The 24,566-nt window shown below is 70.3% G+C and carries 16 protein-coding genes and 1 pseudogene; 6 read left to right on the top strand and 11 right to left on the bottom strand.

From position 1 onward, the window contains the following. Positions 1-146: 146 nt before the first annotated feature. Positions 147-1,199: a cytochrome P450 gene (locus tag IEZ15_RS23575; protein ID WP_229846066.1), complete on the top strand. Its 1,053-nt coding sequence runs from the start codon at positions 147-149 to the stop codon at positions 1,197-1,199. Positions 1,200-1,287: 88 nt separating this feature from the next. Here IEZ15_RS23575 and IEZ15_RS23570 read toward each other — a convergent pair whose 3' ends face one another. Continuing rightward, positions 1,288-2,577 carry a cytochrome P450 gene (locus tag IEZ15_RS23570; protein ID WP_189279244.1) on the bottom strand — a complete coding sequence of 430 codons (1,290 nt, stop codon included), beginning with the start codon at positions 2,575-2,577 and terminating at the stop codon, positions 1,288-1,290. A gap of 354 nt (positions 2,578-2,931) precedes the next feature. Beyond that, entirely contained in the window at positions 2,932-3,207 is a 276-nt protein-coding gene (locus tag IEZ15_RS23565) for a hypothetical protein (protein ID WP_189279243.1), read from the bottom strand. Positions 3,208-3,382: 175 nt separating this feature from the next. Here IEZ15_RS23565 and IEZ15_RS23560 point away from each other — a divergent pair, with 175 nt between their 5' ends. Beyond that, on the top strand, positions 3,383-3,970 hold the full coding sequence (locus IEZ15_RS23560) for a histidine phosphatase family protein (RefSeq protein WP_189279242.1): 588 nt from the start codon (positions 3,383-3,385) through the stop codon (positions 3,968-3,970). A gap of 222 nt (positions 3,971-4,192) precedes the next feature. Here the strand turns inward: IEZ15_RS23560 and IEZ15_RS47115 are convergent. Then, positions 4,193-4,435 (bottom strand): annotated as a pseudogene (locus IEZ15_RS47115) (helix-turn-helix domain-containing protein); the annotation flags it as partial. A gap of 122 nt (positions 4,436-4,557) precedes the next feature. Here IEZ15_RS47115 and IEZ15_RS23550 point away from each other — a divergent pair. Continuing rightward, positions 4,558-7,254 carry a SpoIIE family protein phosphatase gene (locus IEZ15_RS23550; protein WP_189279241.1) on the top strand — a complete coding sequence of 899 codons (2,697 nt, stop codon included), beginning with the start codon at positions 4,558-4,560 and terminating at the stop codon, positions 7,252-7,254. Positions 7,255-7,349: 95 nt separating this feature from the next. Here the strand turns inward: IEZ15_RS23550 and IEZ15_RS23545 are convergent, their stop codons facing one another. Both IEZ15_RS23545 and IEZ15_RS23540 read right to left on the bottom strand, forming a co-directional pair. Further along, positions 7,350-7,655: a PAS domain-containing protein gene (locus IEZ15_RS23545; RefSeq protein WP_229846064.1), complete on the bottom strand. Its 306-nt coding sequence runs from the start codon at positions 7,653-7,655 to the stop codon at positions 7,350-7,352. A 25-nt stretch (positions 7,656-7,680) separates the two neighbouring features. Then, positions 7,681-8,301, bottom strand: coding sequence for a TetR/AcrR family transcriptional regulator (locus tag IEZ15_RS23540; RefSeq protein ID WP_189279240.1), 621 nt, complete (start codon positions 8,299-8,301; stop codon positions 7,681-7,683). 177 nt (positions 8,302-8,478) lie between these two features. On the opposite strand from IEZ15_RS23540, the gene IEZ15_RS23535 reads away from it, so the two are divergent. The 3 genes from IEZ15_RS23535 (at position 8,479) to IEZ15_RS23525 (ending at position 11,895) form a co-directional block, all read left to right on the top strand. Then, a complete protein-coding gene (locus IEZ15_RS23535) occupies positions 8,479-10,008 on the top strand; it encodes a class I adenylate-forming enzyme family protein (protein WP_189279239.1) in 1,530 nt (509 codons plus the stop codon). A gap of 470 nt (positions 10,009-10,478) precedes the next feature. Beyond that, positions 10,479-11,675 carry a cytochrome P450 gene (locus IEZ15_RS23530; RefSeq protein ID WP_114248153.1) on the top strand — a complete coding sequence of 399 codons (1,197 nt, stop codon included), beginning with the start codon at positions 10,479-10,481 and terminating at the stop codon, positions 11,673-11,675. A 31-nt stretch (positions 11,676-11,706) separates the two neighbouring features. Further along, positions 11,707-11,895 carry a ferredoxin gene (locus tag IEZ15_RS23525; RefSeq protein WP_114248154.1) on the top strand — a complete coding sequence of 63 codons (189 nt, stop codon included), beginning with the start codon at positions 11,707-11,709 and terminating at the stop codon, positions 11,893-11,895. Positions 11,896-12,093: 198 nt separating this feature from the next. On the opposite strand, the gene IEZ15_RS23520 is transcribed toward IEZ15_RS23525, so the two are convergent. The 6 genes from IEZ15_RS23520 to IEZ15_RS23495 form a co-directional block, all read right to left on the bottom strand. After that, complete coding sequence (locus IEZ15_RS23520; RefSeq protein ID WP_189279238.1) at positions 12,094-13,380, bottom strand: MFS transporter; 1,287 nt, start codon at positions 13,378-13,380, stop codon at positions 12,094-12,096. An 88-nt stretch (positions 13,381-13,468) separates the two neighbouring features. Continuing rightward, positions 13,469-13,675, bottom strand: coding sequence for an MbtH family protein (locus tag IEZ15_RS23515; protein ID WP_093897039.1), 207 nt, complete (start codon positions 13,673-13,675; stop codon positions 13,469-13,471). A gap of 88 nt (positions 13,676-13,763) precedes the next feature. After that, the gene (locus tag IEZ15_RS23510; protein WP_114248156.1) at positions 13,764-15,260 is read right to left on the bottom strand and encodes an amino acid adenylation domain-containing protein; all 1,497 of its coding nucleotides are present in this window, start codon (positions 15,258-15,260) and stop codon (positions 13,764-13,766) included. Then, positions 15,257-18,607: a non-ribosomal peptide synthetase gene (locus IEZ15_RS23505; RefSeq protein WP_189279237.1), complete on the bottom strand. Its 3,351-nt coding sequence runs from the start codon at positions 18,605-18,607 to the stop codon at positions 15,257-15,259. The genes IEZ15_RS23510 and IEZ15_RS23505 overlap by 4 nt, the downstream gene beginning before the upstream one ends. Continuing rightward, the gene (locus IEZ15_RS23500; RefSeq protein ID WP_189279236.1) at positions 18,600-20,399 is read right to left on the bottom strand and encodes a carbamoyltransferase family protein; all 1,800 of its coding nucleotides are present in this window, start codon (positions 20,397-20,399) and stop codon (positions 18,600-18,602) included. The genes IEZ15_RS23505 and IEZ15_RS23500 overlap by 8 nt, the downstream gene beginning before the upstream one ends. Positions 20,400-20,449: 50 nt before the next feature. Beyond that, positions 20,450-24,566, bottom strand: a 4,117-nt coding sequence (locus IEZ15_RS23495; protein ID WP_194535967.1) for a non-ribosomal peptide synthetase, incomplete at its 5' end; no start/stop codon positions are given.

The following is a 24,566-nucleotide window of genomic DNA, read 5'->3' as shown; positions in this document are numbered from 1 at the left end:
CCCGCTCCGACGACCCCGACGCGATTACCGGCTCGTCATCGCTCCCTCTGCACCGTCTGAGGTTCGACCCACCCGGACCGCCCAGGCCCGTCGCGTTACCCGATGGCACTCGGGCCTGGTTGGTGAGCCGGTACGCCGACGTACGCATGGTTCTGACCGACACCCGATTCGGACGTGCACAGCTCCACTCACCGGACTCCCCGTCCCTGTCGGGCGAATCCGGTCTGGTCGGCAGCCTCGACCTGATGTTCAACCAGGACGGCGAGGACCATCTGCGCCTGCGCCGCACCCTGCGGCGTGCGTTCACGCCGAGGGCCGTCGCCCGCTGGCGGCCCTGGATCGCATCGATCGTGGAGCAGCGCCTGGACGAACTCGCCGACAGCACACCTCCGGTGGATCTGGTGGCCCGCTTCACCCTTCCGCTCCCGGTCGAGGTGATCAGCCGACTGATGGGTCTCGACGCCCCGGCACGGGAACGGCTGCGCCACTGGAGCCAGTACGCCTTCTCCGACGGCTCCCACCCCAAGGAGGAAATGGAATCGGCGCTGGCGGAGTTCGCCGCTTTCGGGAGCGCGCTGCTGGCCGAGCGGCGCAGCGTGCCGGGCGACGATCTGACCAGTGTGCTCGTCCGGGCGGCCGATGACGAGGGCGGAATCCCGGAGGGGCAACTCGTCGACCTCGTGTGCGGGCTGGTCGTGGGCGGACACGACAGCACGATGACGATGCTCGGCAACTCCCTGCTCTACCTGCTCGGCGAACGGCCGGAATGCTGGCCCTGTCTCGGCGCGGACGAACAGGCCGCCGGGTTGGTGGCCGAGCGGCTGCTGCACCTGGTTCCGCTCGGCGACGACCGGGGGACCGCGCGCCATGCCGCCGCCGACACGGAGGTCGGCGGCGTGACCATCCCGGCGGGCTCGGTGGTTCTCGCCGACTGCGGCATGGCCAACCGTGACCCCGATGTGTTCCCGGACCGGCAGTTCGCGGACCTGTTCGCGCCCTTGGAGGCCCCCACCCTGTCGTTCGGAGCCGGCCCGCACTACTGCCTGGGCGCCTGGCTGGCCCGGCTCGAACTCCAACTGTCCCTGCATCGGCTCGCCGCCCGCTTCCCCGGCCTCCGGCTCGCGCGACCCGCCCACGCAGTGGAGTGGCGACGCGGCACCACATCCCGCAGTCCTCAGCGGATCACAGTCACCTGGTAGGAGGACGGCATCCGCGCCGCCGACCGGGGGAGCCGGCCCATGTACGGCCCGCCGTTTCTGTGCGGGTGCCCTGAGGGCGTGCGCCCGTTCAGTGCAGGTGCACCGGCAGCGATTCGATGCCGTAGACGATCGACAGCTTGCGGAAGGCCAGGTCTTGGGGCGGGACGGCGAGGCGCATCCGGGGAAACCGCCGCGCCAGGGCCGGGTAGGCGGAGCGCAGTTCCATGCGCGCCAGTTCGGCGCCGATGCAGCGGTGGATTCCGTAGCCGAAGGCGAGATGCCCCGAGGTGTTGCGGTGCGGGTCGAAGCGTCCGTCGTCCATGACGTACGACGCGTCGCGGTTGGCACTGCTCAGTGAGCAGAGCACCATGTCGCCCCGGGGAATGACCACCCCCGCTATCTCTATGTCCTCGCGGGCGAACCGTGGGAAGGCGAGCTGCACCGCGGAGAGGTAGCGCAGCACCTCCTCGATGAACGGCGCGGCCATTGCGTCGTCCGTCCGTATTCGCTCGAAGACGTCCTTGTTCTGAAGCAACACGAGGGACCCGAGGGCGATCGTGCTGGCGGTCGTCTCGAACCCGCCGGTGAGCACGCCGTCGGCGAGGCCCGCGAGTTCCTCGTCGGCGACGCTGTCGCCGTGCTCCTTCACGATCATGCCGAGCAACCCGTCGCCCGGTTCCTCGCGCTGCATCCTGACCACATTCCTGAAGTACGCCAGCGACTCCGACATGGCGCCGAAAGGTGCGGTCGTCCCACCGAAGAGATCGAAGCGGTCCATGGCCAGCTGCTGGAAGTCCTGGCGGTCCTCGTAGGGAACGCCGAGCAGCTCACAGATCGTGAGGGAGGGGATCGGCAGCGCGAACTCCTGCACCAGATCGACCGGGCCCTGACGGGCTTCCATCGCGTCGAGGCGCTCCTCGACGATGGCATCGATCCTGGGGGTGAGTCGACGCAGCCGGCGCATCGTGAATTCCGGGGTCAGGATGCGGCGCAGCCGCGTATGCACGGGAGGATCGCTGAACCCGAGCCCGCCGGGGCTCTGCTCCGCTGCGACCCCGGCGTTCGTGGCGAGGTGGGCGAAGTCGGTGCTGAACCCGTCGGCCGATCCCAGGACGGCTTTCGACTCCTCGTAGCCGGTGACCACCCAGGCGTCCATACCGAACGGCAGCGAGACCTTGGACACCGGCGCCTTCGCCCGGAACCCGGCCAGCTTGTCCACCGGGTCCAGGCCATCCCTGCGCAGCAGCATCAGCAGGTCTTCGGGCAGCAGCCTGATCGTGGAAGAACCGATCCCGTACTTCTGGATCCTGGACAGGTAGGTGCGCCCGAACCGGGCGGTGATACGAGAACGGAACGTCGTCCTCAACGTGCACTCCATTAGTCGTCGCGCGGTCCGCACACACGGTGCGGACATGAGAAGGCTTTGCAGTAGGCATGGACACGGACATGGGCCGGCGCCAACACGGTTTGCGCCGAGAGACGTTGTGTCGCAGGGCAGGAGCCGGAAGAGCGCTGGTAGCACACGGTAGCTGAGCGGACGGAGTGGGCAGTCGGCATGTCTTCGAAGCCAGGACCGGCCGACCGCCGCTGCATCTGCTGCCGGGCGTGATCACCGGCCACGCGGCCGGACGCGGGACGGCCGGACGGTCGGTATGGCGCCCGGGGCCGGGATCCCGGCGAAACAGTGAACGCAGCGGGTCGTGTGTCCGCCGCTGGTGGTCCGCCCGCCGGCCTACTGCTCCGCGAGGCACATCTTCATGAGCAACAGCGGGCCCGCCAGGGATTCATGGCAGAAGCCAGGAGCGGGCCGGCGTCCCGTGGCGAGAGTACGCTGCGTGACACGACTGGACCGAGCCAGTCCGTCAACACGCATAGAAATCTGCTCAAAGACGTGACTCCGAAGGCCGTCCGGAACCGCCATGACCCAGGCGGTTCCGGCGCGCTCCGTGGAGACTGCGTGCCCCTGGAGCCGGTCCTGGTCCTCCGGCCGTACGGTGCTGCTTGCCATGCTGCGGCTCCTTGAACCGACAGATCGACTCGACGCCGGCCGACCGTCGCCTCACCTCGTGCCGCTCGATGAGATCGATGGCTGCCGAACGCTCCCTTCGCTTGTCAGGCGCAGCGTCTGGTGCCGCGTCAGGCGACGTTCGCCCGGTATTCGATGTGGGATATCGTCCTCGGCCATGGGCGAGTTGATAATGATCAGGCATGGTGAGACCGAATGGAGCCGGACGGGCCGGCACGGCGGCCGCACCGATCTCGCGCTCACGGATGCGGGCGTGGCCGCGGCCGAGGCGCTCGCCCCGAAGCTGGCCGGCCGCGACCTGGTTGCCGTATTCAGCAGTCCACTGAGCCGCGCGCTGCGGACTGCCGAGTTTGCGGGCCTGTCCGGCGTCACGCCCGACGCGGACCTGGCCGAGTGGGACTACGGCGGCTATGAGGGCCTGACCGCGGCGCAGATCCAGCAGATGCGGCCGGGCTGGGATCTGTGGCGCGACGGCGTCGTCCCCGGCGACGCCGACCATCCGGGCGAACAGCTCCATCAGGTGGCCGCGCGCACGGACGCGGTGCTGGAGCGGGTGCGGCCGCTGCTGAGCGATGGTGACGTCGCAATCGTGGCCCACGGTCACCTGCAGCGTGTTCTCACCTCGCGCTGGCTCGGCCTGGACCCGTCAGCCAGCCGACTGTTCGGCCACCCGCATCCAGGCACCATCAGCATCCTGGGCCTGGAGCACGAGCAGCCGGTCGTGCTCGCCTGGAGCCTGCCGTAGCGGCTGGCTCGTCAGGCGACATTCGCTCTGGCGACGACGTTGCGCAGCCTCGGGTCGGTGACGTGCCCGTTGCGCCAGGCGATGTAGCGGCGGATCATGCCGGCTTGCACTCGATGGTTGGGACGGTCGGTGCCGTCCAGGGCGAAGTAGCGCAGCGCAGTGAACCGCGGCTCGATCCGTTTCAGTCACGGGCTGTTGGTCGGGGTGTAGGCGATCTCGACGTCGGTACTTCGGATACAGCGAGTCGAACCCGTCGGCGTTGAAGTTGTGGATCACCTTCCGGACCCGGTCCGGGCTGCTGAACGTCACCCCGGCGATGTCCGCCACCGGCATCTTCTGAGCCGACAGCAGCACCACCCGCGGCCGGCGCCAGGTCACCACCGACCCCGAACCGCGCCGCACGATCCGCAGCAACCTGCGACCTTCGTCAACGTCGATCTCCCGCACCTGCACCCGCTCGGCCATGACGACCAGTCCGGACTGGCCGCGCCGACCGAGAGCGGAACTCGGTCGGCGCGACACGAACGACCCTTGCGCACTGTGCCGGACCGCTCGCCCAGCGTGTGCGGAGGGTGTAGAAAGAAGGCATGCCCGGACGGTACGGCCGCCGACGCTCGGTTCCCAAGATGCGAACCGTCGCAGGTCAGTTCTTTCTCCTGCAGGTGGCGATCGTCGTGTTGCTCGTGGCCGCAGCCGTCGCCGCGCTCGTGCTGCAGGCCCGGGCCGACAGCGAAAGAGAAGCCCGCAGGCGTTCGGTCGCTGTCGCCGAGGCCTTTGCCAGTTCACCGGGCATCGAGGCAGCGCTGAAGAGCCCGAACCCGACCGCGGTGCTGCAGCCGTTGGCCGAGCGGGCCCGGAAACTCTCAGGGGTCGACTTCATCGTCGTGATGAACCGCGCCGGAATCCGCTACACCCACCCCCTGCCCGACCGGATCGGGAAGAAATTCGTCGGCAATCTGGAGCCGGCGCTGAACGGCGGCATCGTCGTCGAGAGAATCACCGGGACCATCGGCCCCCTCGTACAGGCAGTGGTGCCCGTCATCGGACGTGACGGCACCGTCGTAGGTCTGGTGTCCGCCGGAATCACCATCGAGCGCGTGGGCGGCGTCGTCGAGCAGCAGCTTCCCCTCCTGTTCGGATCCGCCGCGGGGATCCTGCTGCTCACCACGGCAGGGACGGCGCTGGTGAGCAGACGGCTGCGCCGCCAGACCCACGGCCTCGGCCCCGCCGAGATGGCTCGGATGTACGAGCATCACGACGCCGTGCTGCACGCGGTGCGGGAGGGCGTACTCATCATCGACGGCGACGGTCGGCTGCTGCTCGCCAATGACGAGGCACGCAGACTGCTCGGCCTGCCGACGGACGTGGAGGGGCGCGTGCCGACCGAGCTGGGGCTGGATCCGGTCACCGCGGAGTTGCTGGCCTCGGGGAGGACCGTGACCGACGAGGTGGTTGCGGTCGGCGAACGCCTGCTCGCCGTCAATCAGCGGCCGACCGACCGGGACGGCGGCCCGCCCGGCAGCGTGACGACACTGCGCGACACCACGGAGCTCCGGGCACTCACCGGCAGGGCCGATGTGGCACGGCGGCGGCTGAATCTGCTGTACGAGGCCGGCGCGGAGATCGGCACCACCCTCGACGTGGTGCGTACGTGCGAGGAGCTGGCGGAGTTCGCGAGGGCCCACTTCGCCGACTTCGCCACCGTCGACGTGGCGGAGGCCGTACTGCGCGGCGAGGAGCCGACGGCCACGGGCGTGGATGCCGAGTGGCGTCGGATCGCGTTCAGCGGCATCCGGGAGGACACGCCGCTCCACCCCGTCGACTCGATGATCCGCTTTCTGCCGACCACGCCCCTGGGGACCGGCCTGCGCAGGGGCGAGGCGGTCCTCGATACGGATCTGGCGGCCTTCTCAGGGTGGCAGCAGCAGGACCCCGCACGGGCCCGGCAGCTCGTCGAGCACGGATTCCACTCGGTGATCGCGATTCCGCTGCGCGCCCGCGGTGCCATTCTGGGCGTGGCCCTGTTCTGGCGCTCGGCGCAGTCCGAGCCGTTCGAGGACGAGGACCTGTCCGTCGCCGAGGAACTGGTCGCCCGGGCCGCGGTGAACGTCGACAACGCCCGCCGCTACACACGCGAGCACAACATGGCGGTGACCCTGCAGCGCAGCCTGCTGCCGCACGGTGTCCCGGAACAGAGCGCCGTCGACGTCGCCTACCGGTACCTGCCCGCACAGGCCGGACTGGGTGGTGTCGGTGGGGACTGGTTCGACGTCATCCCGCTGCCCGGCGCCCGCGTCGCGCTCGTGGTGGGCGATGTCGTCGGCCACGGACTGCACGCCGCCGCGACCATGGGGCGCCTGCGCACGGCGATCCACAACTTCTCCACCCTGGACCTGCCGCCCGACGAACTCCTGTGGCACCTCGACGCACTGGTCGCCCGGATCGACCAGGACGAGGCAGCCGACAGCGCCGACGCGGGAGTCACCGGCGCCACCTGCCTCTATGCGATCTACGATCCGGTGTCCGGGCGCTGCACCATGGCGCGGGCCGGCCACCTCAAGCCGGTGATCGTCGACCCGGACGGCACCTCGGAATTCGCCGATGTGCCCGGCGGCCCACCGCTGGGGCTCGGTGGCCTGCCCTTCGAGACACTCGAAGCGCTGCTGCCCGAGAACAGCCGCCTCGTGCTCTACACGAACGGACTCGTCGAGGACCGGCACCGGGACATCGACGAAGGGCTGGCACTCCTGCGCCGGACAGCCGCCGAGAACGCCGACCGGACACCCGAGGAGATCTGCGAGGCGGTTCTGCGCACCCTCGTGCCCGAGCGCGCCCGCGACGACATCGCGCTTCTTGTCGGCCGTACGCGCAGGCTGGACGCCTCGGACGTGGTCCAGCTGCAGGTACCCTCCGACCCCTCGTCGGTGTCCCTGGTGCGGGCCGAGGTGTCCCGCAAGCTGGACGAGTGGGATCTGGTGGAGGAGACGTTCACCACGGAGTTGATCGTCAGCGAACTGGTCACGAACGCCATTCGCTATGCCACGGGCCCCATCGGTGTACGACTGCTGCGTGACCGCTCCCTGATCTGTGAGGTCTCGGATCACAGCAGCACCTCGCCTCATCTGCGGCAGGCGGCCACCACGGACGAGGGGGGCCGCGGGCTGTTCCTCGTCGCTCAGTTCGCCGACCGATGGGGGACTCGCTACATGGACCACGGCAAGGTCATCTGGGCGGAACAATCGCTGTCGGCCGCCCCGCCGCCGAGCAGCCCATCGGCTCCGTGACGCGGCCCCGGCGGCCTCGTTCGGCCCTGTCACCTGCGGACCTCCGGCCGGTGTGCCGAGGCAGGAGCCGAGGTCCGGGCCCCGGGACGCCTACGTCAGGGTGAGGGCGATCCAGACCTGCACACCGTCCGCGTCGGGGTCCGCCGGATTGTCCGTAAGGCTTCGAAGAGGTGATGCCCGATCAGGTCCTGCCTGCTCCGGCCGGCCGCCCGCAGATACGCCTCGTTGACGTCGACGATCACCAGGTCGGGGTCCAGTACCAAGTAGGACTGGGCGTGGCTGCGAACAATCCCCTGTAATCGATCTGCGGTGTCACGGGTCCCGTGCCGGCCTTCCGGTGCTCGCGGTGTTCCCGCCAATCTACGAAGCACGTGACGTCCGCGCCCGCCCTGATCCGCCATCCGCTGCCGGCCGGGGAGGGTGCCGTCAGCCGGTGGTGGCCGAGGGGGCGCCGGCGCAGCGCAGTGACATCGCCATCAACTCGGCGACCAGATGATCGGCCGCGTCGCCGGTGGGAGCGGACAACGGGTCCACCAACACCTCTCCGATAGCGCCGGTCAGCGCGGCGGCCGTGACCTCCGCGTCCTGTTGGGGGAACAGTCCGGCGGCGACGCCCTCGCGAACCACATCGGTGAACACTGCGCGATAGCGGCGACGGAATTCCGAACGGGCCTCACCCAGCGCGGGCTCGGCCGGGGCCGCGAGCAGGGCGTAGGCCAGCCCGGGGTGTTGCAGGGCGCGGCGGGCGAAGACACGGACTCCGCACGCGAGTCGTTCCGCCGCGTCGCCGCTGCCGTCCCGGAGCACTTCTCCGAGCACCTCGACCTCGCGTGCCGAGGCGCGCCGGAAGACCTCCACGGCCAGGGCGCCCTTCGAGGGGAAGTGCTGGTAGACGGACCCGACCGACATTCCGGCAGCGGCGGCGACCGCGGTGACGGAGGCATTCGCCCAGCCCACGTCGGCGACGACGGAGGTGGCGCACTGGATGAGGCGGTCCTTCGCGGCGGCGAGCCGGTCCTGCACTGCGGGGGTTTTGCGGTAGGCCATGAAAGAAGTGGACCATTGTTCAGATCTTTCTGTCACCCTCCCTGCCGCCTTGTGACTCGCCTTCGGGAAGCGGCTCTGTACGAATGGGCATCCGATGATGCATGCTCCGAACAGGGATTCATATCTTCGGTGCGGCAGCACCACCCTCACACTTCCGCATGCGATCAGGAGCCCGGAATGCACCTCAGTGCCATGCTGGACAGCGCGGTCCGCAAGGCCGGCGACCAGGAAGCCGTCGTCTACCGTGATCAGCGGTTGACCTATCGGGAGCTGGCCGTTGCTGTCCGGCGGGCCGCTCGTGTGCTGAGGGATGCGGGGCTGAAACCCGGCGACCGGCTGGCGGTGATGACGTACAACACGCCTGCCTTCCTCCTCGCCGCCTTCGGTGCCTGGCACGCCGGCGCCACCCTGGTGCCCGTCAACCACAAACTCCGGACCTCCGAGGTGGAGCGCCTCCTGAGGCACTGCGGCGCCCGGCTGGCCGTCGTGGACGAGGCCATCGGTGCCCGCGCAACCGATGCCGCGGCCGAGGTCCGATGGCTGATCAGCCGACCGGACGAAGAAGGGGGAGCAGGAGAGTCCGACGCGCCTTCCTTCGAATCGCTGATCGAGCGGGCCGAGGAGTGGGACGGTGCCCGGACGACAGACACCGGCATCGCTCAGATCCTCTACACCTCCGGCACGTCCGGCCGGCCGAAGGGGTGTGTGCACACGCACCGCGGCATCGCCCTCACCGCCACCTACACCGCGGTGACCCTGTCCCTGAGACCCGACGAGCGCTTCCTGATCTGCATGCCGATCTGGCACGCATCGCCACTGAACAACTGGACGATGGGCACAGTTCTGATGGCCGGCACCGTGGTTCTCCAGCGTGAGTACGAACCCCGGGGGATGCTGGAGATCATGCAGAAGGAGCGGGTGACTTCGGTGTTCGGAGCCCCCGTCGCGTTTCTGGCACCGCTCCGGGCAGTGCCGGACTTCCAGGAGTTCGACCTGCACTCCGTGCGTGCGTGGGCGTACGGCGGCGGTCCCCTCGACGCCGACTCAGCCCGCATCCTGATGAGTGCCTACGGGAGTACGAACTTCCACCAGGTGTATGGAATGAGCGAGATGGGCCCCGTCGGTTCCTCGCTGTCGCCCGCCGAACAGATCAGCAAGGCCGGTTCCATCGGCCGGGGCGGCATGCCCGGCGTCGACCTGCGCGTCGTCACCGTCGAGGGAAAGGACGCAGCTGCCGGCGAGACCGGTGAGATCTGGCTGCGCTCGGACACCCGCATGGTGGGATATCTGGACGACGAGGAAGCCACCGGGAAGGTCTTCTCGGGGGACTGGTACCGCACCGGCGACCTGGGCCGTATCGACACCGACGGGTTCGTGACGCTGGTGGACCGTATCCAGGACATGATCATCACCGGTGGTGAGAACGTCGCCTCACAGGAGGTGGAGGCGGTCCTGCGCGGACACCCGGACATCGTCGACGTCGCGGTCGTCGGCCGGCCGCACCCGCAGTGGGGCGAGACCGTCGTCGCCGTCGTCGTACTGCGCGACGGCGCAGAACTGACCCTGGACGGCCTGCGCACCTGGATGACACCACTGATGGCCCGCTACAAGATCCCACGCGAACTCGTCCTGCGCACAGCATTGCCGCGTACTCCCTCGGGCAAGGTGACCAAGCCAGTTCTGCGGGCCGACCTGACAGGCTGCTGAGCATGTGCGCAGCACACGCCGGTGCCGTCGGGCGGCAAATCCCGGCGGGCACGTGTGCCCGCCCTGCCCGCAGATGTCGACGCTCTCATTGATACGGGCCACGGATTCCCGGTTGCCCCTGTCGGCGTCGTGGTACGCGGCACCCTCGCCGCCCCCGGTTCCCGGAGGGCACGCGGATCACGAGCGTGACGCTTCCTCGCAACCTTGACCTGCACATCTTCGCCACCGGGCTCGGCCGGCACGAGCGCGGTGCGGGGTGCGGCGCGGGCCGGAGCAGCCGTCGGGCTGCCGGCCCGCGCGGCCGTGTCCGCCGGTGGTTCGCGGGGCGGGATGCAGGTCGCGGCGTTAGGCTTCCGGGGGGCCGCAACACCCGGCGAGTTGGCTGAACATTGCGTAGACTAGTTAGGTGACTGAGGCATCTAGTGGGGGAGACCGGTAGGAACCCCTCCGTCCTCTTTGCGAGGCCCGCTATGGCAGACACCGAGACCGTCTCCTTCCCGCAGGACCGCACCTGCCCGTACCACCCGCCGGCGGAATACCGGCCACAGAACGACGGGCAGAAGCCGCTGTCTCCCGCCAGACTCTTCGACGGCCGCCGGGTGTGGCTGGTGACCGGGCATGCCGAGGCGCGTGCGCTGCTGGTCGACCGGCGACTGTCGGCCGACCGGGAGAACCCCGAGTTCCCGGTGTTCACCGAGCGGGTGGCCCGGAGCACCAAACGGCGTATCGAACTGATCGGTGTCGACGACCCCGAGCACAACGCGCAGCGCCGGATGCTGATCCCGAGCTTCTCCGTGAAGCGGACCGCCGCATTGCGGCCGAGGATCCAGGAGACCGTGGACCGGCTGCTGGACGCCATGATCGAGCAGGGCCCGCCCACCGATCTGGTGAGCGCCTTCGCGCTGCCCGTTCCCTCCATGGTGATCTGTGCGCTTCTCGGCGTTCCGTACGCCGACCACGACTTCTTCGAGTCCCAGTCACGCAGGTTGCTGCGCGGTCCCGGGGCTGCGGATGTCGAGGCCGCGCGGGCGGCGCTCGACGAGTACTTCCGTACGCTGATCGAACGCAAGCGGTCCGACCGGGGCGAGGGGTTGCTCGACGAGCTCATCACCCAGCAGCTCGACACCGGGGCCATCAGCCGCGACGAACTGGTCCAGCTGGCCGAGATCCTGCTGGTAGCGGGCCACGAGACGACCGCGAATATGATCTCGCTGGGTACGTTCACTCTCCTTCAGCATCCCGACCAGCTGGACAGGTTGCGCACGTCCGAGGATCTGATGCCCGCCGCTGTCGAGGAGTTGCTGCGATTCCTGTCCATCGCGGACGGCATCTCACGGGTGGCGACGGAGGACATCGAGGTGGGTGGGGTGACCATCCGGGCAGGTGAGGGCGTCGTACTGTCCACTTCGGTGATCAACCGGGACGAAGCCGCGTACCCGTCGCCGGACGAACTGGACCTCGGCCGGCCGTCGCGCCACCATGTCGCCTTCGGCTTCGGCGTCCATCAGTGCCTCGGCCAGAACCTCGCGCGGGCCGAACTGGAGATCGCCCTGCGCACCCTCTTCGACCGGCTGCCGGAGCTGCGGCTGGCGGCACCCGTCGACGAGATCCCGTTCAAGCCCGGCGACACGATCCAGGGCATGCTCGAACTGCCCGTGGCGTGGTGACCGGATTCCTCCTGGAAAGGATGCTGTGGTGATGCGGATCAGTATCGACAGGGATGTGTGCATCGGCGCCGGCCAGTGCGCGCTGACCGCGCCGAAGATCTTCACCCAGGACGACGACGGCTTCAGCGAACTGCTGCCGGGTCACGAGGAGGACGCGGATGACCCGATGGCCAAGCAAGCTGCCCGCGTCTGCCCGGTGCAGGCGATCACGGTGGAGTAGGGGAGCGGCGGAACAGTCCGGCTACGGCTGCTGCTGAGGCCAACGCCGAACATGCCCGCCTGGTCGGCGGTGACCACACGGCGGCCGCCGGGCCCCGCGGGCGTCCGGGGCACAGGCTCCGTCCCGTACGCCCTTAGGCGTGGAAGCCTTCCACGCTGCGCTCGGCACAGCTCGTTCTGCGGGCCCGGACGGCGGAGCTCAGCCCATCCGCGGCTCGCCCGCGGGCGCGGCGCTGTCCTGCTCTCGCGCGTGGGCCGCGCCCGGTGCGGGCGCGTCGTCGGCCGGGGCGTCCGCCACCGACGGCACCACCTGCGGAGCGGGAATCGAGCGGACCAGCAGACTGACCGCGCACGCCACCGTGGTCACTGTCATCACCAGGTACATGACCCGGTAGTCCAGCACCCCGATCAGCGCCGCGCCCGCCGTGAGCGACAGGGTCTGCGCTCCGTCCTTCGCGGTGTTGACCGTGGCGTTGACGCGCCCCTGCATCCGGGCCGGTGCGTACAGGTGCACCGCCGCGCCCAGAACCACGGCCACGAACGGCAGGCCCGCACCGATGAGTGTCGTCCCGACGAGGAAGAGCGCCACGTCGCGCGAGACACACAGCAGCAGCCCCACCGCGACGAGCCCGTAGCCGACGCAACTGGTACCGACGTCACCCAGACGCCGTATCACCGTCCCGGAGATCAGACCGCCGAGTGCGGAACCGGCGCCCTGGATCGACGCCATGACCCCGACGAACGCCGCCGGGCGCCCCAGGCCGTGATCGACGGCGGCGAAGGCCGCGGTCTCCAGCATGCCGATGCCGCCGAGGAAGACGACCATCGCCAGCGTCAACCGGAACAGCAGCGGTGTGCCGCGCAGATACCGCAGGCCGGCGGAGAGGGAGGTACCGAAGGACTCCTCGACGGGGTCCGGTTCCGACTCGACCACCTTGACCGAACCGATCAGCAGCGCGGCCGCGCTCAGTGTGAGCGCCCCCAGCGCAGCCAGCGCGACGCCGCCGAAGGCCACGTACACCCCGGCTCCGGCCACCGGGGAGGCGATGCGCACGCCCTCCCTGGTGGCGATGAGGAGCGACCTGGCCTGGACGGCATCGGACGACGGCAGCAGGTCCTTCAGAAGCGCCTGCCGGGCGGGGGTGGAGACCAGCACCCCGTAGGCGAGGGCGACCACGTAGATGATCCACAACTGGCCGGAGCCCCGGACGGCCAGCAGCGACAGCACGAGAACCGCCATGCCGCCGTACATCCTGACCAGCAGCGGTTTGCGATGCACCCGGTCCACGAGGTGCCCCAGCAAGGGCGCGGACAGGCCCGGCACGGTGAGTGCCAGCATGACCAGACCGGCGGCGGCGTTCGAGCCGGTGAGGTCCTTCGCCCAGATGGCGAGTGACAGAAACATGGCGCTGTCCCCGAAACTGGAGACCGCCTCGCCGGCGAACATCCGACGGAACTGCGCATTGCGGCGAAGAAGCGCCCACACGGCTGACCTCCACTGCTGGCTGGGGATACGGCCGGGCAAGGCACCCGTACGACGACGGGTTCCCTCCCCGGCCCTCGGTCGGTGAGTTCTAGTTCTCGCCCATGGCCACCCGCAGGCTCCTGGGGCGCATGTCCGTCCAGACCGCGTCGATGTGGGCCAGGCACTCCTCGCGCCCGCCGCTGAAGTCCGTACGGTGCCAGCCGGCCGGGAGCGGCCGCCCTTCGGCCCAGAGGCTGTACTGCTCCTCGTCGTTGTGCACCACGCTGTACCGGGTACCGGTCGTCTGCTCGCTCATGAGTCCGCTGCCTTTCCTGACTGACGGTTGAATCGACTGGAGGGATCTGTTCGGGCGCACGACCGGTGACGGTATGCGTGTGCCTTGCTCAGGGGTGTCTCAGGCGCTCCTCGACGATTCGCCGCACCCCGTTGCGGTCGGTCTTCCCCGAGGCGTTGCGCGGCAGTTCGTCGAAGAACAACAGGCGTCCCGGCCGCATGTGGACCGGCAGGTCCCGCCGCAGGCGTTCGCGCAGCGCGGCCTCGGCGGCCCCCGGTCCGACGGGTTCGCCGTCCCCGGCCCGGCACACCACGGCGAGATGTAACTCGGCCCGCCCACGCAGCGCTTCGGTGAGCAGGGCGACCGCCTGCGAGACGCCTGGGGTGCGCTCGGCGACCGACTCGATCTCGCCCAGCTCGACACGGTGTCCCCGGATCTTCACCTGGTCGTCGATCCGGCCGTGGAAGAAGTACTGTCCGTCGGCACCGATCCGCACCATGTCGCCGGTCAGATAGGCACGGGAGCCGTCGGGGCCGGTGGTGAAGGACCGGGCGGTGAGGCCGGGCTCACCGACGTAACCGCGGGCCACGCCGACTCCGTAGAGGCAGAGCTCACCGACCTCACCCTCGGGCACGGGCTGTCGCGCCCCGTCCAGCACCTGGGCGCGCAGGCCGTTGATCGGTACGCCTATCGGCAGCGGGTCCCGGTAGGGGGGACGCACCTCGGTGCACAGGCCGCAGACGGTCGTCTCGGTGGGGCCGTACCCGTTCCACAAGGTACCGACGACCCCGTCCAACTCCTCGGCCAGCGCGGCGGGCAGCGCCTCCCCGGCGCTGACCAGGTGGGTGAAAGCCCGCTCACCGGCCAGGAAGGGAAGCAGCAGCCGTAGCTGACTGGGTGTGGCGTACGCGGCGCCGGGCTCCTGGGTGAGCAGCCATTTCGCGAAGAACTCCGGGTTGCGCGCACACCGCGACGGAGCGACGGCGATCGTGCCCCCGCTCGTCAGAGGCACCAGCATCTCCGGCACCGACATGTCGAAGACGATGCTGCTGTGCGCGAGCATCCGGTCGCCCGGCCCCAGCCCCATGGCGCCGGAGAAGTGGTCCAGCATGGTGAGCAGCCCGGTGTGCTCGATCTCCACCCCCTTGGGGAGCCCGGTCGAGCCCGAGGTGAACAGGATGTACGCGGCAGGCTCGCCCGCGTCCGGCGGGCCGGCGGTCCCGGCCGCCCGCCCGGAGACCACGTCGGCGACGGCGGCGCGGACGATGCCGTCGGCGTACGGAAAGGGAACGGTCGCCTCGCAGCCCGCCTGTCGGACCTGGTGGCGGCGGCGCTCGGCCGGCGCGGCCGGATCGAGCGGCACCGCCACCGCGTCCAGCAGCCAGGTCGCCAGCAGGGCGACCACATAGTCGGTGCCGTAACCACACTCCACGGCGACCCGCGTACCGGGGCGCACCCCCTCAGCCGACAGCCTGGCCGCGCGGGCACGGGCGGCGGACTCCAGTGCCGCGTAGCTCAGTTCGCCGCTCTCGTCGACGATCGCCACGGCGTCCGGCTGGACCTGCGCCCAGTGCAGGAAGCGGCCCAGAGAAGGAGCGGCGCTCACAGCCCGCCTCCCGTCAGCTCCTGCCGTACGAGGGTGGTGAGCCCGCGCAGGGTGGGGTTCTCGAAGAAGTCGACCAGATCGACCGTGACGTCCAGCTCCTCGCCGAGCAGGGCCAGCAGCCGCATGGCCTTGATGGAATGTCCGCCCGCGTTCAGGAAGTTGTCCGCCGGCCGGGCGCTCCCGGTGCCGAGCACCTCCTGCCAGAGCGCGGTGACCGTGCTGTCGACCGGGTCGCCGTCGCGTGATGGATCGGCGGACTCCGCCGGAGCGCAACCACCGGCCCCGGCCTCGGCCGACGCCGACAGGAGTGCTTCGCGGTCCGCTTTTCCATTGGCGGTGACGGGGATGCGGTCGACGACGATCACCGTCGGAAGCATGTACTGCGGCAGTTCGCTGCGCAGTCCGTCCCCGAGCGCGGTGACATCCAGGGCCGCCTCCGGTTCGTCCCCGGCGGTGTCCGGTGCCACGAAGGCGATGATCTCCATGCCGTCGTCCGTCGGTCGTGCGTGCACGACGGCGTCGGCCACCCCGTTCTGCCTCCGTACCGCCGCCTCGATCTCGGCGAGTTCGACGCGATGGCCGCGCACCTTCACCTGGTCGTCGAGCCGCCCCACGTACTCGTACCGCTCACCGGGCAGGACCCGTACCTGGTCGCCCGTGCGGTAGAGCCGCTGTCCGGGACGAGCGGCGAACGGGTCGGGGACGAAGACAGCGGCGGTCTGCGCGGGGGCATCGAGGTAGCCGTGGGCGAGCCCCTCGCCGCCCACGTACAGTTCCCCGGTCCCGCCGGCCCCGACCCGCTGCCCGGATGCGTCGAGGACGTACGCCGTGCTGCGCGGGAGCGGGCGGCCGAGGGGGACCACGCCCTCGGCGAGATCCTCGGCGGTCACCCGGTGCGTGGTGCTGAACGTGGTGTTCTCGGTGGGGCCGTAGCCGTTCACCACGGCGGCGGGCGGGGCGGCCGCGAACAGCTTCCCCAGCCTGCGTGCATCGTGTTTCTCACCCCCGAAGAGCAGCACCCGCAGATCCCGGAAGGCTTCCGGTGCGAAGTCCACCATCTGGTTGAGGAGCGTCACGGTGAGGAACATGACGGAGATGCGCTCGTCGGTGAGGAAGGAACGCATCCGCCGCGGTGACAGCAGGACGTCCCGGTCCGCGACGACGAGGGTGCCGCCGCCGGCCAGCGCTCCCCAGATCTCCAGCGTCGCCGCGTCGAAGGCGGGATTGGACACATGCGCGACCCGGTCGGCGGGGTCGAACGTCACGAAGTCAGCGTCCGGCACCAGCCGTACGACGGCACGGTGCGGCACCACCACCGCCTTCGGGCGGCCCGTCGAGCCAGAGGTGCAGATCACGTAGGCGACATCGGCGCCGGTCACCGCCGCCGGGGCCACCGGGGCCTCGTCGGTGACGAGCAGCTTCTCCAGCAGATGGGCGGGCACCACCTCCGCGAGCAACTCGGCCGCGGCGTCGTCCGTGACCACGGCCGCCGTCGCCGCGGTCCGCACGATGTGCCGGGTGCGCTCGGCCGGCTGAGCGATGTCCACCGGCAGGTAGGCGGCGCCCGCGTAGAGGATGCCGAGGCACGTGGTGACCGACGCGATGCCACGCTCCATGGGCACGGCCACCACCGCGCCGCGGGCGATCCCGGCCGTCCGGAGCCCGGCGGCCACAACGCTCGCCCGCCGGTCCAGCTCCCCGTACGTCAGCGACGTGCGCCCGTGTCGCACCGCCACCGCGCCGGGGTGCTCCACGGCCCGGCGGTGCACCCTTTCGTGGATCGGTACGAACACGTCGAGCGCGTCCGTACCGCACTCCGGCAGCGGGGCGTCCGGCTGTGCGAAGGCCTCGCCGACGGCCGCCACCATGCGTCGGTGCAGGGCGGCCGCCGCCTCGTCGGTGAACAGGTCCGTGGAGTACTCCAGTTCGCAGACCGTTCCGCGACCGGTCCGCGTGACCAGCCACAGCACCTCGTACTTCGCGGTACCCGTGCCGATCTGCTCACGCTCGGCGCTGTGACCGTCCCACCGCAGCCCGCACCGTGTGGTGTCCATGTAGGTGAGGGCGGTCTGAGCCAGCGGGGCCCGCGAACGGTCGGCGTCGGACCGCACCTCCTCGACGAGCGTCTGGAACGGCACCTGCTGATGGGCCAGGGCACCGGTCACCACACGACGCACCAATCGCACCACGTCACGGGCCGTGGCCCCCGGCCGGACGGTGAACCGCAGCGGCAGCGTATCGACGAACATGCCGACCTCACCCGCCTGGGCGGGACCCCGCGACGAGGCCGGCACGGCGAGGACCAGATCCCGGTCGCCCGTCACCGCGATCAGACCGGTCACATAGACGGCCACCCACGCCATGAACGGACTGAGCCGCTCCTCCTCGGCCGACGACAGGATCGTCGACACCTGCTCGTCCGTGAGCAGGATGCGATGGGCGGCGCCTTTGACCCCGGGCCGCGCCGGACGGTCCAGATCGTGCGGCAGGGACAGCGCCCCGGGGCAGCCGGCGAGCATATTCCGCCAGTGGTCCAGCGCCGCCCCGGCATCCCGGGGCCGTACGGACATGGCCTGCCGGCCGGCGGACTCCCGCTCCCACTCCGTGCCCTCTGAGCCCGAGCCGTCCTCGTAGAGCTGCTGGAGCTGTGTTTCGAGGAGGTCCAGCGAGACCCCGTCACACACCAAGTGGTGCACGGTCAGGACCAGTTCACTGCCCGCGTCGCCCCGGTCCACGGCAAGGGCCCGCAACAGCGGAGGCCGGCCGAGGTCGAACGGTGTGCGCACCTCGGTGTCGACGAGTTCGCGCACACTCTCGTCCGACACGCCTCGCGCGTCCACCCACCGGCAGGCCACGGAGGCCTTCCGCGCGGTCAGTGAGAGCGCGGGCTTCACGAAGCCGCGCCGCAGCGCCTCGTGCCGGGCCGCCAGCGTGTCGAGCGCGGCGCGCAGCCTGATGACGTCGAGACCGCCGGGGAAGCGGTAACGGACGGCGAGATGGTAGACGGCGCTCCCCGGGTGGAGCTGTTCGGCGGTCCACAGCCGTTCCTCGGCGGCGGTCAGTTCCCTCGTCTCCGGCCCACCCTCATCGGGGCCTGCGCTCAACGCCGCCGACAGCGCGCCGAACTCCGGGTACTCGTAGAGGATGTCCAGTTCGAACTCCTGGCCGGTGAGTTCGCGCAGCGAGATCGCCACTTCCACGGAGAGGACGGAGTCGCCGCCCTCGTCGAAGAAGTTGCAGTCGTCGCGGACGTCGTCCAGGCCGAGGGCGTTGCGCCAGATCGCGGCGACGGCCTCACGGAGCTCCGCCACGGAACGTGTCCCGGCAGGGGTGGGCCGCTCACTCATCGGTCGCACCTGCGGTCCCGGCGGCCGACGGCTGGTCGCGGGTCACCAGCCAGTCGCCGATCGCCAGCGCGTCCAGCGTCGAGCGGGCGTACGTGGCGACCGCGACGTCCGGCGTCCGCACGATCGGCTGGCCGCGCAGATTGAACGAGGTGTTGACCACCATCGGGATGCCCCGGTCGTCACCGACCCGGCGGATCAGGCGCCAGAACCTCGGCGCGCTCTCCCGGTCGACGGTCTGCACCCGCGCCGAGCCGTCGACATGTGTGATCGACGGCAGCTTGTCGCGGTACTCGGGCCGCACCTGCGCCACGAACAGCATGTGACGGTACATCGACTCCTGCCCCGGCTCGATCTCGAAGTAGGTGGTCGCCTCCTCGGCCAGGACCGCCGGAGCGAACGGCCGGAACTCCTCACGCTGCTTCACCACGGTGTTCAGATGGGCACGCATGCCGGGCGATGCCGGGTCCGCGAGGATGCTCCGGTTGCCCAGCGCACGCGGGCCGAACTCCATCCGTCCCTGGAACCAGGAGACGACCTTCCCCGCGCCGATCAACGACGACACCTCGGCCAGCAGCTCGTCCTCGGCCAGCTTCCGTACGGTGAATCCGGCGCCCAGTCCACGCAGCTGCGCCTCGATGTCCGCGTCGTCGAACTCCTCGCCCCAGTACGGCATCGTCATCGGGGCCGGCGGCGCCGGTACGTGCTGCTGGAGCTGCCACAGAGCCGCGCCGAGGGCCGTACCGTCGTCCCCCGAAGCCGGCTGCACGAACACCCGGTCGAACAGACCGCTGCGGGCGATCACTCCGTTGGCAGTGCAGTTCAGCGCCACACCACCCGCCATGCACAGATTCCGGGAGCCGCCCGCACCATCGGCCGTCTCGCGCAGGACATACAGGAGGCTCTCCTCCAGCTTGCGCTGGACGGTTGCCGCGACATCCATGTGCCGCTGGTCGAGCGACGCCTCCGGATGCCGGGCCGGACCGAACAGCTCCTCCAGCCGCCGGATGGCCCCCCGGTGCGTCTCGCGCTCCGTCGGCGACTTGTCGTGCGCCAGGACGGGGACCAGCAGCCGTCCGCCCGGCGCCCTGCGCACCAGCTCGTCCGCCACATTCGCGTACCGGCTCGCGTCCCCGTAGGGCGCCAGGCCCATCACCTTGTACTCGTCCATCCCCGGCAGGAACCCCAGGTACTGGGTGACGACGCTGTAGAGGATGCCCAGCGACGCGGATATGGAGTAGCTGCGCACACCTCGCAACGCGTCACCGCTGCCCCGCAGGACCGACGTGGACTCGGCCTCGCCCATACCATCGGCCACCAGAACCGTCGCGTCGGGGAACCCGCTCAGGTAGTAGCTGCTGGCGGCATGGGCGACATGATGGCCCACCCGGACGAACTTGCGCTCCCAGTCCTGGTCCGGATAGTGCGCGCGCAGCACCTCGTACTGCACGTCCTCGCTGTACACCTCCCGGTACCAGCGCCGGGCGAACTCGTCGCGTTCGAACGCGACGGACGGCTCGTACCGGAAGCCGTGCGCGACGAAGTCGACGTCGTCCAGGGTCACTCCTGCCATCCGCAGGCACGCCTCGACCGCGTCGACGGGGAACGCGCCCGTGCCCTTCACCCCGTCGTGCCGCTCCTGCGCCGAGGCGGCGATCACACCCTGCTCCCCGACCAGGGCCGCGGCCGAGTCGAGGCCCTGCACCACACGCTGTTCCCGCCAGTCCAGACCGGGCAGCATGTTCTTCTTGACGGACAACGATCGGTCGAGTCCGCTGACACCGAGCACCAGCACGTCGAGTTCCTTTCGAAAGGGTCCAGCCGGATTCGGATGCGTACGGCGGATCAGGACCGGCCGGACACGCCCCCGGCGGTCTGATCTGTCGGATCGTCAGGGCCGGCGAACACCCCGGCCACATCCCCGATCCAGGGCTCCCGCATGAGCTGGTAGTGGTCGCCGTCGGCGTACGAGACGCGCAGCGTTCCGGCGAACCGCTCCCATCCGGTGATCGCGGCACGGACGGCCGCCTCCTCACCCCGGCGGGACACCACGAGGTGCACGGGGCCCGGGTAGGGGGAGGGCCGGTGTCCGGCCAGGCCGGACAGCATCCCCTGCCAGAACTCCATGAGTGACGCGGCGACGGGCCCGTTCAGCTCGGCCAGCGCCTCCGCGTCCACGCCGAGCAGCCGCAGCACATCGTCGACGGCATGCTCCGCGAGGAGCCGGCGCGGTCCCAGCCGTGCCACATCGGTACGCAGTCGCTCCAGCGCCGCCACGTCCGCCGCCGTGTCCGGGCCCTGCTGAGGAGCCGCGTCGATGATGACGACACGATCGGCCACGATGCCCCGGTCCGCCAGCCGTGAGGCGACCTCGTGCGCCAGCACACCGCCCGCCGACCAGCCGGCGATCACGGGCCGCCGCCCACGGAGCAGGGGTGCCAGTTCGCGGGCGTAACCCGATGCCAGCGAGGCGAAGTCCGCCGTGTCCCCGCCGCCCAGCAGGTCCCCCTGGACCCCCAGGACCTCGAAGGACCCCGAGACCCGGGCCGTCAGATCCCGGTAACAGAAGAGCGTGCCGCCGAGCGGATGCACCAGCACCAGCGGCTGGAGCCCGGGAGAGCCGCCGAGGCCGATGATGCTGCGCGGGCCTTCGCTTCGTTCCCTGCGCTCCCGCGCGTGCCGGGCGTCGTCGAGATACGCGGCCTGACCCGCCAGTGTGGGAGTGCTGTACAGCTGGGGCAGCGGAACCGTGGTGCCGAATGCGGCGCCCAGCTCACCTGCGAGCCGTACGGCCAGCAGACTGTGCCCGCCGATCGCGAAGAAGTCGTCCTGCCGGCCGGCGCGGAGGCCGAGGAGCCTCTGCCACACCTCGGCCACGCGACGCTCCGTCCGGGAGAACGCCGACTCCGCCGCGCCACGGCCCGGTTCGCCCGGACCCCCGATTCCTTCGGAAGGTTCGGTTCCTTCGGGACCCGAGCCGGGGCCGGCGGTCAGCAGGGCGCCACGGTCCAGCTTTCCGGCCGGGGTGAGCGGCAACGCGTCGACCACGACGAAGTGCGCCGGAACCGCTGCCGACGAAAGCCTGGAGGCGGCATGCCGTCGCAGTTCCCGCTGGTCCGGGGCACCGCCCTGGGCCGGTACGACGTTCGCCAGCAGCCCCTCGTGGTCCGGATGGCGGCCGACGATCGCGCCGGCCACGCCCGGATGGGCGCGCAGCACCGCCTCGACCTCCTCCGGCTCGACGCGCTCGCCGAGCACCTTCAGCTGGTGATCCACCCGCCCCAGAAACTCGAGATCGCCGGAGTCCGTGAGACGGCCGACGTCACCCGTGCGGTAGAGACGGCTGCCCGCCGGGCCCCAGGGGTCCGGCACGAAACGCTCGGCCGTGACCCCGGGCCGGCCGAGGTAGCCCCGGCCCACCCCGGCGCCGCCGACGCAGATCTCACCGGCGGTGCCGGGCGGCACTTCACGCCCTGCGGCGTCCAGGAGATGGATTCGCGTGTTGGCGCAGGGCCGGCCGATGACGGGCCCGCCGGCACCGGCCACCCGTGCGACGGTCGCCTCGACCGTCGCCTCCGCCGGCCCGTAACTGTTGAACGCCCGCACACCGGACCGCTCGCCCAGTGCCGCCCACAGGTCGGGCGGGCAGGCCTCGCCGCCGAAGACGAGCAGCCGGGGCGGCCACGGCGCATCCAGCAGCCCTTGTTCGACCAGGAGTTGAAGCTGGACGGTGGTCGTGTCGATGACATCCACGGCCCGCTCACGGTCATGGGCGAGGGCGACGAGATGTCCGGGGTCACGCCGCTGCTCCTCGCTCAGCACGCACAGTGTGTGACCGTCGAGCACCAGGAGGACCTGGGCCAGCAGGAAGTCGGAGATGTACGCCGATGTGCCGGTCACCACCCGCAGCGGCTTCTCGGCGCCCAGCGAACGGGTGCGCGCCAGCGGCGTCCCCACCGCGTAGGCGGCAAGGCTGCCGTGCTCGATCATGACGCCCTTGGGACCGCCCGTGGTGCCGGACGTGAACATCACATAGGCCAGGTCGCGGGCGCTCACGAACGGCAGCGCGGAACTGTCCGGGCCGTCCCCGGACCGCGTACCGGTCTCCTCCTGCCCTGCCTCGTGCGTGACGGCCGAAAGATCGAACAGCCGGTGACCGTTCGGGGCGGCCTTCGGGTCGTCGGTGATCAGCACAACGGGCCGGGCCTGAGCCAGCATCGAGTGCAGGCGGTGTTCCGGCAGCCCGGGATCGAGCGGGACGAACGCGGCCCCCGCCTTCCACACCGCCCAGAAGGTCGTCAGCGCGGCCGGTCCGGGCCGCAGGAAGATGCCGACGAGATCGCCGTGACGCACCCCGTCCCGGCGCAGCCGCCGGGCGAGGCAATCGCTGTCCGCGTCCAGCCGGGCCAGGCTGATCCGTGTCCCGCCGTCCTCGATCGCGAGCGCGTCCGGGGTACGGGCGGCCTGCCGCCGCAGCAGCTCGTGCACCGGAACCCTGCCGGCCGCCCGGGCGTCCGTCGTGTAGTTCAGCATGTCGAGCAGCGCCTGCTCGGCCTCGCTCAGCAACGGCGCCCCGTACGCGTCTGCTCCGATGTCTGCCGCCACCGCTTCCAGTGCCCGCAGGTGGTAGTCCCGCAGCCGGGCGACCTGGCCGTCCGACAGCTCCGCCGTGTCGTGCTCCAGCTCCATCCACATCCCGCCGAGCACCGATTCCCGGCTGAGCGTGACGCTGAACGGGAAGCTCGTGGGGGCCACGCCCGGAACGTCGCTGCCCGGTCCCTCCTTGGCCAGCGCACCCGCCTCGGCGAGCGCACCGAACTGCGGAAAACTGTTGTAGGTGAAGTTGACCTCGAAGAGTGGCGCACCACCCAGCTCACGCCGGAGTGCGGCCATCGGATACCTGCGGTGCGGCAGCATCTCGCGCTCGGCGTCGAACACGGCCCGCGCCAGATCGGCCCAACTGCCCTCCGGCAGACGCAGCCTGAACGGCACGGTGTTCAGGAAGAGCCCCCGCACCTCGGCCCCGTCGGTCTCCTCCAGCCGCCCGTTGGCCGTCAGCCCGGTGACGACATCCGGGCTCCCCGTCGCCAGGCTCAACGCACGCAGATGGGCGGCCAGCAGCACTGCCTTGAGCGGAACACCCGCCTGCGCGGCACCGTGCTCCAGCGCGGCGAGGAGCTGCGGGGGCAGATGTGTGGTGACGCTGCGGTAGCCCGGCTCGTCGGACAGCTCGGCCGAATCGCGCGGGAGGCGGGTGTCGGGGCGGTCGGTGAGGAGGTCCAGCCAGTAGGTGGTGTGTGCGGAGGTGGTGAGTGCGTTTTGTTCGGCTGCGATGTAGTCGCGGTAGGTGGAGCGGAGTGGCGGGAGTGATGGGGTGCTGCCGTCGAGGAGGGTGTGGTACGTGTCGATGATTTCGGCGAGGGTGGAGGCGAGGCTCCAGCCGTCGAGGATGGCGTGGTGGTCGGTGACGGTCCACTGGAAAGCATCGTCGGACAGCACATGGACGGTCATCCGGCACAACGGCGCGGCGCCGATGTCGAACACCTTCGCCCGCTCGGTGCGGACGCAATCCCGCAGAGCAGTGCGCTGCGCGTCGTCCCCGAGACCTCGCAGATCCAGCACCGTCAGCTGCACATCGGCGTCCGTGTGCACCAGCTGGAGCGGCTTGCTGTACCCGGTCAGCGCCAACGACGTACGCAGAATGGGATGCCGCTTCACCACCAGCGCGAGAGCCCGCCGGAAGACCGGAGCGTCGAACGGGCCGGCGACCGGAAGGTTCTCGACGTTCAGATAGGGGTTGCGATCGGGGTCGCGTTGCATTTCGTAGACCATGCCGATCTGGAGTTCGGCCATGGGGTAGGCGTCGTCGAGGTGGTGGGGGAGGTGGTTGCGGTCGTGGGGTGTGAGGAGGGAGAAGGGTTGGGTGGTGGGTGGTGTGGTGGTGGGTTGTGTTGTGGTTGTG

Origin of the sequence: Streptomyces atratus, assembly GCF_014648655.1 — a bacterium.
Lineage (GTDB): Bacteria > Actinomycetota > Actinomycetes > Streptomycetales > Streptomycetaceae > Streptomyces > Streptomyces atratus.
The sequence above is the reverse complement of the archived record's forward strand: the minus strand, read 5'-3'. Positions and strand labels throughout refer to the sequence as shown.

Coding starts and splice junctions, on each gene's coding strand:
- IEZ15_RS23575 (WP_229846066.1), top strand. CDS start 147: ATGGTTCTGACCGACACCCGATTCGGACGTGCACAGCTCCACTCACCG.
- IEZ15_RS23570 (WP_189279244.1), bottom strand. CDS start 2,577: ATGGAGTGCACGTTGAGGACGACGTTCCGTTCTCGTATCACCGCCCGG.
- IEZ15_RS23565 (WP_189279243.1), bottom strand. CDS start 3,207: ATGGCAAGCAGCACCGTACGGCCGGAGGACCAGGACCGGCTCCAGGGG.
- IEZ15_RS23560 (WP_189279242.1), top strand. CDS start 3,383: ATGGGCGAGTTGATAATGATCAGGCATGGTGAGACCGAATGGAGCCGG.
- IEZ15_RS23550 (WP_189279241.1), top strand. CDS start 4,558: ATGCCCGGACGGTACGGCCGCCGACGCTCGGTTCCCAAGATGCGAACC.
- IEZ15_RS23545 (WP_229846064.1), bottom strand. CDS start 7,655: ATGGCGGATCAGGGCGGGCGCGGACGTCACGTGCTTCGTAGATTGGCG.
- IEZ15_RS23540 (WP_189279240.1), bottom strand. CDS start 8,301: ATGGCCTACCGCAAAACCCCCGCAGTGCAGGACCGGCTCGCCGCCGCG.
- IEZ15_RS23535 (WP_189279239.1), top strand. CDS start 8,479: ATGCACCTCAGTGCCATGCTGGACAGCGCGGTCCGCAAGGCCGGCGAC.
- IEZ15_RS23530 (WP_114248153.1), top strand. CDS start 10,479: ATGGCAGACACCGAGACCGTCTCCTTCCCGCAGGACCGCACCTGCCCG.
- IEZ15_RS23525 (WP_114248154.1), top strand. CDS start 11,707: ATGCGGATCAGTATCGACAGGGATGTGTGCATCGGCGCCGGCCAGTGC.
- IEZ15_RS23515 (WP_093897039.1), bottom strand. CDS start 13,675: ATGAGCGAGCAGACGACCGGTACCCGGTACAGCGTGGTGCACAACGAC.
- IEZ15_RS23505 (WP_189279237.1), bottom strand. CDS start 18,607: ATGAGTGAGCGGCCCACCCCTGCCGGGACACGTTCCGTGGCGGAGCTC.